This is a genomic window from Pseudomonas sp. COR18, assembly GCF_048568395.1.
Taxonomy (GTDB): Bacteria; Pseudomonadota; Gammaproteobacteria; order Pseudomonadales; family Pseudomonadaceae; genus Aquipseudomonas; species Aquipseudomonas fuscovaginae_B.
The window spans coordinates 6,165,513-6,178,883 of sequence record NZ_CP183808.1; the positions used below are offsets into that span (position 1 = coordinate 6,165,513).

A 13,371-nucleotide genomic window follows, 5' to 3' on the forward strand; every position below is an offset into this window, starting at 1 on the left:
GGCTTCCTGTCAGGCCTGCAGCCGCGATGCCTCGACCAGGTTTTCACTCAGGCCCGGTGCCAGCGCATCGAGCATGGTCCGCAACTTGACGCAGGTTTCGCGGTATTCCAGTTCCGGCTCGGAGCCGGCCACCAGGCCGCAGCCGGCAAAGGCCCAGGCATGCTCGCCGCGCACCAGTGCCGAACGCAGGGCCACGGCGAATTCGCCATCGCCCTCGCTGTCCAGCCAGCCGACCGGTGCGGCGTACCAGCCGCGGTGAAGGCTCTCGTGCCGGCGAATCCAGCGGATCGCCGCCTGACGGTCCAGCCCGCCCACCGCCGGCGTCGGGTGCAGCGCCTCGACCACCGCGAGCAGCGGCACTTCGGGCAGCAGACGGCCGTGGATCGGCGTCATCAGGTGCTGGATATGCTTGAGTCGGTGAACCACCGGGACCTCAGGCACCTGCAACTCGGCGGTGAAGCGCCTCAGGTCACTGCGCAGGGTTTCCACCACCAGCGCATGCTCATGGCGATCCTTGGCGCTGGCCAACAGACGGTCATGGTTGGCCCGATCACTTTGCGCGCAGGTGCCACGGGGAATACTCCCGGCCAGCGCGGTGGTCCGCAGTTGCCCGGCCTGTTGCAGCACCAGGCGTTCCGGCGTGGCGCCGAGGAAGCAGCTGTCGCCACGGCGGAAGGCGAACAGATAGGCTCCGGGGTTGCCCTGCGCCAGGGCCTGCAGGATGCGTGGCAGGCTGAAAGGAGTGTCCGCCTGGATCCTGACCTCGCGCGCCAGCACCACCTTGTGCAACTGGCGGCTTTCGATATCGGCCAGGGCCCGCTTCACCCGCGCCTTCCATTCCTCCGCCGGCAGGCTTTCCCGAACCCGCGGATTGCGTCCCGGCTGCAAGGTCGTCACCGGCCTGCCCTGCTCCGTCTCCCACCAGTAATAAAGGTCGTCCAGCAGCTCCTGGCACAACGCCTGGCAGTCGGTCTGTTCGTCGATCTGGCTGGCCAGCAACAGATGCTCGCCCTGGCGGCTCAGCCGGGGCAGGACGAAAGCGGCCTCGGTAAATGCCCGCCATTGTTCCGAGCAGGGATTTTCCCGGTCGAAGGTGCGGCCGCCGAACAGCCGTGGCCGCTGTGGTCCGACGATGACCGCCTCGGCCATCCAGCATTGCCAGGCCTGTTGCAGCTCGACCAGCGACTGGTCCTGCTGCAGCCCCAGTTCCAGGGCACGGCCGACGCCCACCATCGCCGGGCCCGATTCGGCGAACTGCCAGAGTACGGCCTGAGTGAAGCCCCAGGCGGCGGCAAAGGCCCGCAGGCCGTCACAGGCCGGCCAGGGGCAACTGAAACAGGCCAGGACCGGCCGTTGTTGGTCGGTGGCGCGTTGCCGGGCCTGCTCCAGACAGTCGCGCAAGGCCGTGCGATCGATAAAGGGACTCATGCTTGCACCCGTTCAGGATAAGTGGCGCGCCAGTGCAGGATCTGCTGCTGGATGTTCCAGTGGATGATCTGCTCGTAGAGTTTTTCGATGAAACCGACCTCGAGGCCGGCCGCCTCCGCCCACTGGCGGCGCTCGGCAAGCATCGCCGCCACCCGCTCCGGCGCGGGGATGCTCTGCTCGCTCGGCTTGAATCGGGCGGCGGCCTTCACGTAGCGCAGCCGTTGTTGCAGGGTTTCGAGGATCTGATGATCGAGCGCATCGATACCGTCGCGAATGTCATTCAGGTCCAGGCAGGCTTCAGGTGTCTTGAGGTTCACAGTCGGCATGGCATTGATCTCGGTTAACGGAGGTGGACGTTGCGGGAAGCGGTATGGACCGCCAGGTTGGCAGGCGCGAGCGGCCCTACGCTGCCGGCGAACTCGGCCACCTGCTGCAGCAGGTGAAAGTGCCCGCCCGGTTGCAGATGCAACTGGTCGATGGCCGCCCAGTCGCGCCACCGCTCCAGGTCGGCCAGCGGCACATGCTCGTCATCACGCCCGTGAAACAGGCTGACGGCACAGTCCAGGGGCTTCGGCGGCTGGGCGCGATGGGCTTCGGCCAGGGCAAAGTCGGCACGCAGCATCGGCAGGAACAACGCCCGCGCCTCGGCATCACACAGCAGTTGCGGGGCGATGCCTCCCAGTTCCAGCAGGGCCGTGGCGAACGCCTCATCCGAGTGCCCGGCCAGGCAGCGATGCGGCGTCAGGTGCGGCGCGCGGACCGACGATAACAGCAGCCGCGCCGGCGGCCGCCCCTGCTCGCACAGCCGGGCCGCCAGCGCATGGGCAACGAAGCCGCCCATGCTGTGCCCCAGCAGTACCAGTTGCTGGTTGCGCGGCAGCGCCGCCAGGGCCTCTTCGGCCAGTTCGGCGATCGAGCCCGGCAACGGCTCGAACATCCGCCGTCCACGCCCGGGATAGAGCATGGCCGAGACTTGCACAGCGGTTCCCAGGTGTTCGGCCAGGGGCCGGTAGGTCGCCGGCTGACCGCCGGCGTGGGGGAAGATGAACAGGTGCACGGGGCTGGGCGACTGACCGCCCAGCGCTTCGAAAGTCAGCTTCATGAGCGTTCTCCAGGTCAGTCGCGGGTCAGGCCGAGCAAGGTTTCGGCAATGACCGCCAGCGACTCCTGATCACTCAACAGCTCCCAGTGCAGCGTCCACAGCGTCTGTGGCGCCGGCGCCTGCTCCAGCAGGTCCTGCCAGTCGTGCAACGGCTCGGACCAGCATTCGGCACTCGCCGCGCTTTGCAGGACGCGCACCGGCGCCGCCAGCCGTGGCGTCGGGTAGCCCGCCAGCCCGGCATGCAGGTTGCGACAACGCTGCAGCAGCGCCTGGAATGCATCGGGTTCCAGCCCATGGGGGATTCTCCCGGCCTGCCGCGCCTGTAGGTACAGATCGCCGGCGGGCACCGGCGGCAAGCCGAAGAAACGCGCCGGCTGCAGCACGCCATCCTGCTCGAAGCAGCGGGTGGAGAGCGGATCGAGCAGCATCAGCCCGGCCACCGGTTGGCCGCGGCGTTCCATCTCGCCGGCCAGCGCCGTGGCCAGTTTCGCCGCCACCGACCAGCCCAGCAGCAGGACCGGTCCGGGCAATGCCTTGAGGGTCTCGATAAAGCCGTGCAGTGCCGCAGGCAGCTCGCTGCCGCAGCGCCCCTGGGGATCGCGCAGGCCCACCAGGCTCAGTTGCCCGTCCAGGCGGACGGCCAACTGCCGATAGCTCTCGCACTCGCCATCAGCGGTCGGCAGGCAGACCACATTGACTCCACCCACCGGGCGATTGAGCATCACCAGTGGCTGTTCGGCCTTGGGCTGCCCCAGCCAAGCGACGAAATCCTGCAGGCGCGGATGCTGGAACAGGTCGCGCAAATGCACCTCGCACGCCAACTGCTGGCGCAGCAAGGCCATCAGCCGCGTGGCCAGCAGGCTGTCGCCGCCCAGGGCGAAGAAATCGCTGCGTCGGCCAACCTTGTCGCGCATGAGCAACTGCGCCCACAGGGCTGCGACCTGGGTTTCCAGCCCCGGATGGGCCGGCTCGTAGTCATCGCTGCCGGCCTTGTCGCCCAGCTTCAGGGCCGGCAGGCGGCCGCGATCGACCTTGCCGTTGCCGCTCAACGGCAAGCGCTGCAGGGTGACCCAATGCGCCGGCAGCATGTACTCCGGCAGGTGCCCCGCCAGGTGCCGCCGCAGGCGCTCGGCATCGAGACGGACCGCCGGCTCCAGGTTCTGTGCCAGCAGCACATGCTGGGCAATCACCGCCGCCTCGCTGCCGGCCTCGGGGAACACCCGCTGCCGGGCGAAACCGCTGCCACGCAGTTCGGCCTCCCATTGCGGCAACGACAGGAACGGCAGGTTGTTCTCCACCCGCCAGTCGTCATAGTCGCTCATGCCTTCGATGAAACCGATGCTGACCATCTGCAGGCGACAGTTCTGCGTCGCCTCGATCACCAGCAACTGGCCGCCGGGGCGCAGGATCTGGCGCAGCGAGGCCAGGGTGTTGGCCAGGTTGCGCGCGTCGTGCAGCACGTTGACCGCCACCACCAGGTCCTGGGACCCCAGGCGTACGCCTTGCGGCTCGGGCTCGTCGTTGATGTCGAAGTGGCCGTAGTCGATGAAGTCCCAGCGGGCGAAGCGCTGGCGGGCGCGCTCCAGGAAGAAATCCGAGAGGTCGGTGAAGCGATAGCGCACATCGTGCCCCTCAAGGGCGGCAAACAGCGATTCGCTGGTACCGCCGGTACCCGCACCGACCTCGAGGACGTTCAGGGTGCCCTGGCGGTTGCCGGCCAGGTGCCCCACCAGTTGCGCCGCCACCCGGTTGAGGAAGGCATTGACCGGGTTGAACCGGTAGATGCCTTCGGCGACCCGGGTCGAGCCCTCGGGGAAGTAGATTTCCAACGGGTCGAGGGTGCCGCGGAACAGCGACAGGTGGCCGTCGATGCTGCGGCGGATATAGGCCAGCACCTGTTCGGCATGGTCACCGAGCATGCCGATATCGCTCAGGGCCTGCCAGGCCGCCTCGAAGGCCTCGGCACCCAAGCCGCGGCGGGCGGTATAGCTATCACCGTCGCCCGCCTGCAGGAAACCGTCGTCGGCCAGGGTCTGCAGCCATTGCCCCACCAGCTTGGCATAACGCGGCAAGGCCTGCAGGCGCTGCATGACCTGCGCCTTGTCGTGGGTCATGCCCTCTTCGGTGAACAGGCCGGCCTCAGCCAGGGTCTTGGCCATGCCGAGCGCGGCCAGGCGTTCGATATCACGCCAGAAGGCATTGAAGCGTGGCAGGTCCAGATCGACCAGGGCCTGCTGCACCTCGTCCCGGCCGGCCTCGACAGTGGCTTGCCAGCGCTCCTCGACGTCCGCCGGCGGCTCCTGCCGGCAGCCGACCGGGTTGAGCGGGTCGTGCCGTTGCGCCGGGTCCAGGGTGACGTAAGCCACCAACTGACGGCTGCCGGCGCTGTCTTCCTGGACGTCCACCGCCGTACCCCGGATGCCGGGCTGGCGCGCCAGCACCGATTCGATCTCGCCCAGTTCGATCCGATGGCCCTTGATCTTGACCTGGAAGTCCTTACGACCGAGGAATTCCAGGCGGGCACCTGCGGTATAGCGCGCCAGGTCGCCGGTGCGATAGAAGCGTGCACCGGTCTGCGGGTCGAGGCTGAACTGCGCGGCGGTACGCTCGGGATTGTTCCAGTAGCCCAGGGCCACACCGATACCGCCGATATACAGGTCGCCCTTGACCCCTTCCGGGCAATCGCGTCCCTGGCTGTCGAGCACCCGGTAATACTGGTTGGTCAGCGGGTAACCATAGGGAATCGAAGCCCAGCACGGGTCCACCTGCCCGACCTCGAACCAGTTCGACCAGATCGACGCCTCGGTGGCGCCCCCCAGGGCCACCAGGGTCAACTGCGTACCACAGGCCCTGGCCCGGGCCGGCAGGTCCAGCGGCACCCAGTCGCCGGACAACATCGCCAGGCGCAGGCTCTGCGGCAGACGGGCGCCCTGCCCCTGCAGTTCGGTCAGCAGCATGTCGAACAGCGCCGGCACCGAGTTCCACACGCTCACGTCGTGGCGTTGCAGGCTGGCCAGCCAGTGCCGCGGCTCGCGCAGGCTGTCGGCCGCCGGCAACACCAGCGCCGCGCCGGCCGCCAGGGTCCCGAAAATGTCGTAGACCGACAGGTCGAAACTCAGCGACGACAGGCCGAAGATCCGGTCGCGGGCATCCACCTGCCAACGGCGGTTGATGTCCAGCACGGTATTCAGCGCGCCGCGGTGGTCGATCATCACGCCCTTGGGCTGACCGGTCGAACCCGAGGTGTAGATGATGTAGGCCAGCTCTTCATCGCGGCCCATCCCCACTTCCGGCGACAGGCCTTGGGCGGCGCGGGTCGCAAGGTCCACGGCCAGGGTGGCGAACGGCCAGTCCCGTTCGGCACCGCCGCGCTCCACCAGCACCGCCCGAGCGGCGCAATCCTGGTGGATCAGACGCAGGCGTTCCAGCGGCCCATCGGCCGCCACCGGCACGTAGACCCCGCCGGCCAGTAGCACCGCGAGGGTCGCGGCGATCTGCACCGGGCCCTTCTCCAGGCAGACCATGACCCGGTCACCCGGCACCACGCCAGCCTCGACCAGGTGGCTGGCGATGTGCGCGGCCACTTCGAACAATTCGGCGTGACTCAGGCACACCGAGTCGCTGAGCAGCGCCGGCGCCTGCGGGGTTTCCTCGACCCAGCGCAGCCAGGGCTGATAGAGCACGCCTTCGGGCAACTCGCCGGCCGTGGCGTTGACCTGCTCGCGCTCCTGCTGCTGGCGCGGCGGCAATGGCAACGGCAGCGACTGCTGCCAGTCCTGGGTGCAGAGCCATTCGATGGCCTGGCGATAACAGCCGAACATCTCATCCAGCAGCCCGGCGGGAAACAGCTCGTCGACCGCGTCCCAGTTGAGCATCAGGCCGTCGGCCAGCGGATAGGTCTGGTGATCGAGCCAGACCTGCGGCGTCTGCGACACCGACCAGCCGAGATCGCCCAGTTCCTGGCGGAACAACGGTGCCGGCATCGGCTTGTCCAGGTTGCAGGCGAACACCACCGGGGCGCTGCGGCGGGTTTCGTGGGCCATTTCCCGCAGCACTTCTAGGCCCGACCAGGCATTGTGCTGCAGGTCGTCATGCAACTGGCGCTGCAGGCGCCGGGTCTGCTCGACGAAACTCAGCGGCTGGCTGACATCCACTTCCAGCAGGGTCAGGTTGGTGAAATCGGCGATCATGTGCGCGACGTCCGGCGCCTGTTCCTGGCGGTCGAACAACGGCAGGTTGAGCACGAAGTGCCCGTCGCTGCTCCAGCGCCCCAGGACCTGGGCAAAGGCACTGGCCAGCACGCTGGCTACGGTCAAGCCGGCGTCGCGGGCACGCGTTTGCAAGGCGGCCAGGGAGGCCAGGTCGAGGGTGAAGGCCCGTCGCGAAAAACGGGTGCGGGTCAGTTGTTCCGGCTGACGGGCCAGGGGCAGCGCCGGGCCGCCGGGCAGATCGGCGATGCGCTGGCGCCAGTAGTCCCGGGAGGCCGCCAGGCTCGCTGTACGCTGTTGTGCCTGGGTCGCCAGGTAGTCGGCGAAACCGGTGCTCAGGGCTGGCAATTCGCCGCCGCGGCCGACATAGAACATCGCCAGGTCGTGCAGGAAAATTTCGAAGCTCAGCACGTCGGCGACCAGCAGGTCGAGGTTCAGGTGAATACGGCTGCGCCCTTCGCCCAGCAGGCTGAGCTGCACATCGCAAACCTCACCCTCCTCGACCCGCAGGCGCCGATGCGACAGACGCTCGCGCAAGGCCAGCAGGCCGGCTTCGGCCTCCGTCGCGGCGGCGTTCCGCCAGTCGTGGCGTTGCAACGCGGCCCACGGGCTGCGTGGCAAAATCTGCTGCTCACCGCTGGGCAGGAAACGCGCCCGCAGCATCGGGTGACGCTGCAGCAGCTGGAACATGGCCTGTTCCAGCCTTGGGGCATCGACCGCCTGGCCATCGAACTCGGCATACAGGTGACAACCGACACCGCCGAGGTGCTGGTCATCCTGGCGACCGATCCAGTAGGCCTGTTGAATCGGTGTCAGGGCAAAGGCGGCGTCCGGTTCGCTCTTCGCCACCGGCGCCAGTTGCGCCCGTGGCTTGCCCGGCCGGGCCTGGGCGGCCCAGTCCTGCAAGGTGGGGGCTTCCAGCAGGCGGGCCAGGCTCGGCAGCTTGATGCCCCTGGCGGCCATGCGGGTCTGCAGGCGCATCAGCTTGATCGACTCCAGGCCGTATTCGATCAGTGAGCGGTGCGGGTCCAGTTCCCGCGGGTCGAGGTCGAGCAGACTGGCGACTTCCTGGCGCAGTGGGTCGAGTAGAGAGGTCGCGCCGCTGGCGTCGACCGGGTCAAGTTCTCGTTTGGCATATGTCACTTAGAAACCTCCTGTTATCAAGTCAGTCAAGTGCCGTTCAATCGCGTTCAGTTGCCGTCGGGTTGCTCCCGTAGGGTTCGACTCAGCAGGCTCACGGCCAGCGGCAACGCCAGCAGTCCGAGCCCGTAGAAAACCGGCCAGCCCAGTCGGGTCAGGCCTTGCATGAGGGTCATCAGCACGAACAGGGCGATCAGCCGGCTGATACCATAGAGCGCCGCATAGTCGGTGGCGGCCTGGCGGCTGTTGGCCCAGCCGAGGATCACCGCGCAGATCACCACGTACAGGCCGCTGACGCCGAGGTTGATGGTGATGGCGCCGAGCATCGCCAGCGCCTGCCGGCCCTGCCAGGCGCCCAGCAGGAGCAGCATCACCGCCAGCAGGCCGAGCACGCAGAACACCGCCAGGCTGGTGCGCAGCCCGAGCCGGCGCAGGGTCCAGGGCGCCAGCACGGCGGCGAACAGACCACACAGCGGCGACAACAGCCCGACCACCGAGCCGACGGTTTCCAGGGGGACACCCAGGTCGATAAGCATCACCCGATTGAGGCTGAACAGGCTGATCAGCACACTGGAAACCACGGACAGCAACAGCAGGCGCCGGCGCATCATCGGCTGGGCCAGGGCCCGGAACAGGCTGGCGGAAGGCTCGGCCGCATGCCGCTGGCCGACCGCCGGGCGCCAACCGAGGATCGGCAAGGTGGTCAGCGCCAGCAAACCGGCCACGGCGAGAAAGATCGCCTGCCAGCCGAGACGCTCGAACAGCATCACGAACACCCCGCCGCCGGTCATGGCACCGATGCTCAGCGCGCCGACCTTCATCGCGCCGGCCAGGGCCCGGCTATGGGCCGGGGTGGTTTCGGTGACCAGTGCATCGAGGGCCAGGTCCATGGTCGCGGCGGCAAAGGCCACCAGCAGCCCCAGGGCCAGCAGCGCCACCGCAGGCCACTGCTGGCCGAGGCCGATGCTCACCACGGCGATGATCGCCACGGCCTGCATGGCCAGGATCCAGCCAACCCGATGTTCGCACCAGGGCCAGCGCCAGCGGTCGACCCACGGTGCCCAGAGGAACGTCATGCCGAACGGCAGCAGCAACAGGAACAGCCAGCCCATGCGCCCCAGTTCCAGGCCCTGGGCTCGCAGCAACGGCGGCAGGCCGCCCTGGACCAGGCCGAACAGGATGCCGAAGGCCAGGTACAACAGGCCGATGCGCGGCAGCAGGCGCCAGTAGTTCCGGTGCCCCTCGGAACGGACGACGGCGAGCGTGGAGAGGTCTTCAGACATTCGCGGCGCCCTCAGAAGTTCGCCGTCAGGCCGACGCCGACGACCCGGCCGCTACCGATCTTCACCGCCTGGACCGAGGCGCTGTAGTAGGCCCCCATGGCCTCGTAGCGCCGGTCGAACAGGTTGTTGCCGAACAGGTAGACGCCATAGTCCTTGTTCTGCCAGCCCAGGCGGGCGTTGGTCAGGTCGTAGGAACCGAGATTGAAGGTATTGGCGACGTCCGCCGCGCGCTTGTCGAGGTAGTGGTAATCGACATGGCCGTAGAACTCGCCGCTGATCGGCACGCCCCACTGCTCGGCCGGCACCCGGTAGTCGAGCCCCAGGTTGGCGGAGTACTCCGGCACGTTGGGCACCTGGTTGCCGTCACGGGCACCGCGGGTCAGCGCGGTGACCGTGGCGTCGACATTCTTCAGCTCGGCATGGGTGTAGCCCACACCGGCGTTCACACTCAGGCGCTCGGTCAACTTGAGCCGGGATTCCAGCTCGGCGCCGACCGAGTCGTAGTCGACGGTCACCGGCTGGTAGTTGACGCCGTTGTAGACATAGAGGTGGCCGTCCTTGACGTCGTTGTAGAACACCGCGCCATTGAGGGCGATCCGGTCATCCCACCACAGGCTCTTGAAGCCCAGCTCGTAGCTCCAACTCTTCGACGCATCGAAAGACTGCTCGTCGCGACCGAACGGGGTATTGGAAGAGTTCCACGGATAGTCGGCACCGACCACGCCGCGCCCCACGCTGACGTAGGTCATCAGGCTGTCGGACCAGTCGTAGCTGAGGCTGCCGCGCCCGGTGAGGAAATTGTCCGACATCGAGGCGTTCTGGTGGTACTGGCTGACAGTGCCCAGGTCACCGCCGCTGTAGCGATAGGTCGCGTCCTTGCTTTCGTGGGTGCCACGCAGGCCGAGGGTCGCTTTCAGGCGCTCGGCCAGGGGCACCGTCGCCTCGCCGAACAGCGAGTAGCTGTCGGTGCTGAAATCGTTCTTCTGCTGGCCGCTGAACACCGCAAAGCGCGGCTGGGTAAAGGCTTCGCCGTCGGTATGGGCGGTGAACTGCGAGTGCCAGAGGTTGATCCCGGTGACCCACTGCACGTAGCTGTCTTCCAGGGACGCGAGGCGAAACTCCTGCATGTAGGCGATATCACGCAAGGTACCGCGATAACGGTCGGCATCGCCGTCGAACACCGCTTGCGGGCTGCCGGTCAGCGCCGAGTAGAGCACGCTGTCGATCATGTCCATGCGCTGGTCGAAGGTCGAATACTGGACGCTCGACAGCGAGGTCAGTTGCGCCCAGCCCAGGTCGTGGGTGACCCGCAGGTTGACCGCCGAACTCTCCCGGCTGAAATCGTTGCGCGGGTTCAGCCCGCTGTCCGGCGTTCGCCCGCTGCGAAGAATGAAGCGCGGCGCATCGTCGTCATTGCGGTTGTAGGAGAACGTCAGCAGCGCCTGGGTGTCGTCGTTGGGCAGGAACAGCAGCGAACCGCGCATCGCGCTGATCTGCGAGGCACCGTCCTTGCCGCCGGCGGCGCGGTTGGAGATGTCGCCGCCCTGCTCGCTGTAGCGCAAGGCCAGGCGCCCGGCGACGTTGTCGCCCAGGGCCTCGTTGCTGATCAGTTCGCCCAGGGCGTAGCCCCGGCTGCCCCCTTCCACCCGCACCGAGCCTTCATGTTCGAATGACGGCCGATTGGGTACCACATTGATCGCCCCGCCCTGGGTGTTGCGCCCGTACAGGGTGCCTTGCGGGCCCCGCAACACCTCGACCCGCTCGATGTCCAGCAGCGCCGGCGGTACCCCGTAGGCGGAAACCGGCACTTCGTCGACGTTGAACACGATGGAGGTGTCGTCGGCCGACAACGGAGAAAACGAGCCGACCCCACGGATATTGCCGGAGTTGCTGTACTGGCCACCGGATTCCATGTAGTTGAAGTTGGGCACCTGACGCGCCAGGTCGGCGTTGCTCGACGCCGGGGCAATGTTCTGCCGGGCCTGTTCCGGGGTGATCACGTTCATGCTGACCGGGACCTGCAGTTCGGTTTCCTCACGCTTGCGGGCGGTAACCGTAATGTTCTGCAACTCGAGGGTGGGCCCACCGCCCTCCTCGGCAATCGCCGAAGACACGCTCAGCCCCGGGCTCAACATGGCGCCATAGACCAGGCCCAGCGCTGCCCTACCCTTAAACGATTGCCACATTGACCCGTCCTCTCCCTGAACCGCTGAGCATGCTTTTTAAGAATGAGATGCAATAATATTTATTGACTGAACGAATAGTCAATACACTGAACATGTAAATAATAACGCCCACGGATGACACGGATGCAACACCGTGCGCGAAACATCTGAAGGAAAATGAGGGGAGAATCAGTGGAGACGGGGGAGATGGTTCAGCACTTCGCCTCGGCCAGGCTGGCGCACAGCCGGCTCACGCACACCGAACCGACCACCGCGAGAATGATCGGCACCAGGAAGTCATGGTCGATGCGGGTGAACTCGACCACCAGGACAATGGCGGTGAGCGGCATGCTCATGGAGGACGCGAGGAACGCCGCGGCGCCGACGATGGCAAAGGCACCCAGCGGAACGCCCGGCCAGGCCAGGCTCCACAGCCCGCCGAGAATGATCGCCAGCAACGCGCCGATGGCCAGCCCCGGCGTCAGCAGACCGCCTTCGGCACCGGCACGCAGGCTGCTGCTGGTGATCAACACCTTGACCACCAGCAGCAACGCCGCCAGGCCGATCGTCAGCTCGCTGTCGAAGCCCAGTTGCGCGGGCCCCTTACCGTTGCCGAGGATCTGCGGCAGGTAGACGGCAACACAACCGATCAGGGTGAAGTTGAGCAACGACAACAGCGGCAGTTGCCAACCCCGCGCCGCGTGGGTCCGTGCCTGCCCAGTGAGGCGCACGAAACCATGGGCGGCCAGCCCGAACAGCGGGCCGGCGAGCAACGCCCAGGCCAGCAGGCCGGGACTCAACGGCAAGGCCGGCACCACGTACTGCACCTCGGCACCCAGGCCGATCCAGGCGACACAGGCGCCGATCGCCGAAGTCGCCAAAGCCATGATCGCCGCCGGCCAACTGAAGCTGCCGACCAGCACTTCCAGCACGAAGATGGCCCCGCCCAGCGGCACGTTGTACACCGCCGCCAATCCGGCGCCCGCGCCACAGGCGATCATCAGCCGCCGGGTTTCGGGCGACAGGCCGGCCTTGTGCGACAGCCAGGTGCCCACCAGGGCACCGACCTCGCGGGGCGCGACTTCGCGGCCCAGAGGGGAACCCAGGGCGACGGTGACGATCTGCAGCAAGGCATGGGCCAGGGTGGTTTTGCCCGGCATCTCGGCGGCACCCGGCGCCACGGCTTTCTTGACGCTCACCAATGGCCGGCCGAAACGATAGAGCAGCCACCAGCCCAGGCCGGCGACCAGGCCACAGAGGGCGAGCACCAGCACCCGGCGCTCGGGCGAGGCACTGCTGACGCCGACCAGGAAGCTTTCGTGACTGCTCAGGCTGTCCTGGCCGTAGCCATAGGCGAGGTGCTGGATGGCGTGCAACAGCATCGCCAGCAGCATGCCACCCAGGCCGGCACCGATGCCGGTGAGGATCACCACGCAGCCGAGGATCAGCCGTTGCCGCATGCCTGAACGGGTCTGTGGGCGTACGCCCTGCTGCTGTAGTCCCTGTTGCGCCAAAGCCATTGCAATCCCCGCACCGTCCAATACACCCGCAGGTCAGTATGTAGCGTGGGGACGGGCCTGCAAATCCTCGGATGGGATCGAGTCAGGCAGGGTTCAGGAAAGCCTGGCAGGCGTTGCTGCAAACGGACAAACAGGGCTGACAGCACCCCGTTTCTCTCCATGGGGCCACGCCTGATGCATGCCCTAGCTCTGCGCACGTCGCAATGCATTGAAGGCCAGCTCATCCTGCAATTCCTTGAGCAGGCGCACGGCATCCTCCCGCTGGCGCAAACCACCCAGGGCAATCCCCGCGACCATCAGGTCGACACGCCCGCTCTCGCGGTCATAGACCCGCACGCTCAACGAAGCATCGCCCAGCACACAGTCACAGGCCAGCGGCGCAAAGCCCTGTTCGAGCAGCGCTCGTAGATCCATTAAAGAAAACACCGGCGATATCCTTGAGCAGGTTGGCTGCGAGCCGGGCAACAGGCCCGACCGCCATGCCTCCATGCTGGGACGCCAGACCGGCGCAGGAAACCCGAATAT

At 67.0% G+C, this 13,371-nt stretch carries 8 protein-coding genes; all 8 read right to left on the minus strand.

Annotation, left to right across the window (positions count from 1 at the left end; translation table 11 throughout):
- Positions 1–9: 9 nt before the first annotated feature.
- The 8 genes from ACM62G_RS27780 to ACM62G_RS27815 all read right to left on the minus strand — a co-directional run bounded on the left by ACM62G_RS27780 (position 10) and on the right by ACM62G_RS27815 (position 13,260).
- Positions 10–1,428 carry an isochorismate synthase gene (locus tag ACM62G_RS27780; protein ID WP_419736097.1) on the minus strand — a complete coding sequence of 473 codons (1,419 nt, stop codon included), beginning with the start codon at positions 1,426–1,428 and terminating at the stop codon, positions 10–12.
- The gene (locus ACM62G_RS27785) at positions 1,425–1,754 is read right to left on the minus strand and encodes an isochorismate lyase (RefSeq protein ID WP_054061580.1); all 330 of its coding nucleotides are present in this window, start codon (positions 1,752–1,754) and stop codon (positions 1,425–1,427) included. Before ACM62G_RS27785 ends, ACM62G_RS27780 begins: the two co-directional genes overlap by 4 nt.
- A 14-nt stretch (positions 1,755–1,768) precedes the next feature.
- Positions 1,769–2,530: a thioesterase II family protein gene (locus tag ACM62G_RS27790; RefSeq protein WP_419736098.1), complete on the minus strand. Its 762-nt coding sequence runs from the start codon at positions 2,528–2,530 to the stop codon at positions 1,769–1,771.
- 14 nt (positions 2,531–2,544) lie between these two features.
- Positions 2,545–7,881: an amino acid adenylation domain-containing protein gene (locus ACM62G_RS27795; protein ID WP_419736099.1), complete on the minus strand. Its 5,337-nt coding sequence runs from the start codon at positions 7,879–7,881 to the stop codon at positions 2,545–2,547.
- A gap of 47 nt (positions 7,882–7,928) precedes the next feature.
- Positions 7,929–9,161: an MFS transporter gene (locus ACM62G_RS27800; protein WP_419736100.1), complete on the minus strand. Its 1,233-nt coding sequence runs from the start codon at positions 9,159–9,161 to the stop codon at positions 7,929–7,931.
- 11 nt (positions 9,162–9,172) lie between these two features.
- On the minus strand, positions 9,173–11,347 hold the full coding sequence (locus ACM62G_RS27805; protein WP_273822825.1) for a TonB-dependent receptor: 2,175 nt from the start codon (positions 11,345–11,347) through the stop codon (positions 9,173–9,175).
- Positions 11,348–11,538: 191 nt separating this feature from the next.
- Positions 11,539–12,846 (minus strand): chloride channel protein, encoded by a 1,308-nt coding sequence (locus tag ACM62G_RS27810; protein WP_419736101.1) that lies wholly within the window; start codon positions 12,844–12,846, stop codon positions 11,539–11,541.
- A 183-nt stretch (positions 12,847–13,029) separates the two neighbouring features.
- Positions 13,030–13,260, minus strand: coding sequence for a DUF1652 domain-containing protein (locus ACM62G_RS27815; RefSeq protein WP_054056722.1), 231 nt, complete (start codon positions 13,258–13,260; stop codon positions 13,030–13,032).
- Between the last annotated feature and the right edge of the window lie 111 nt (positions 13,261–13,371).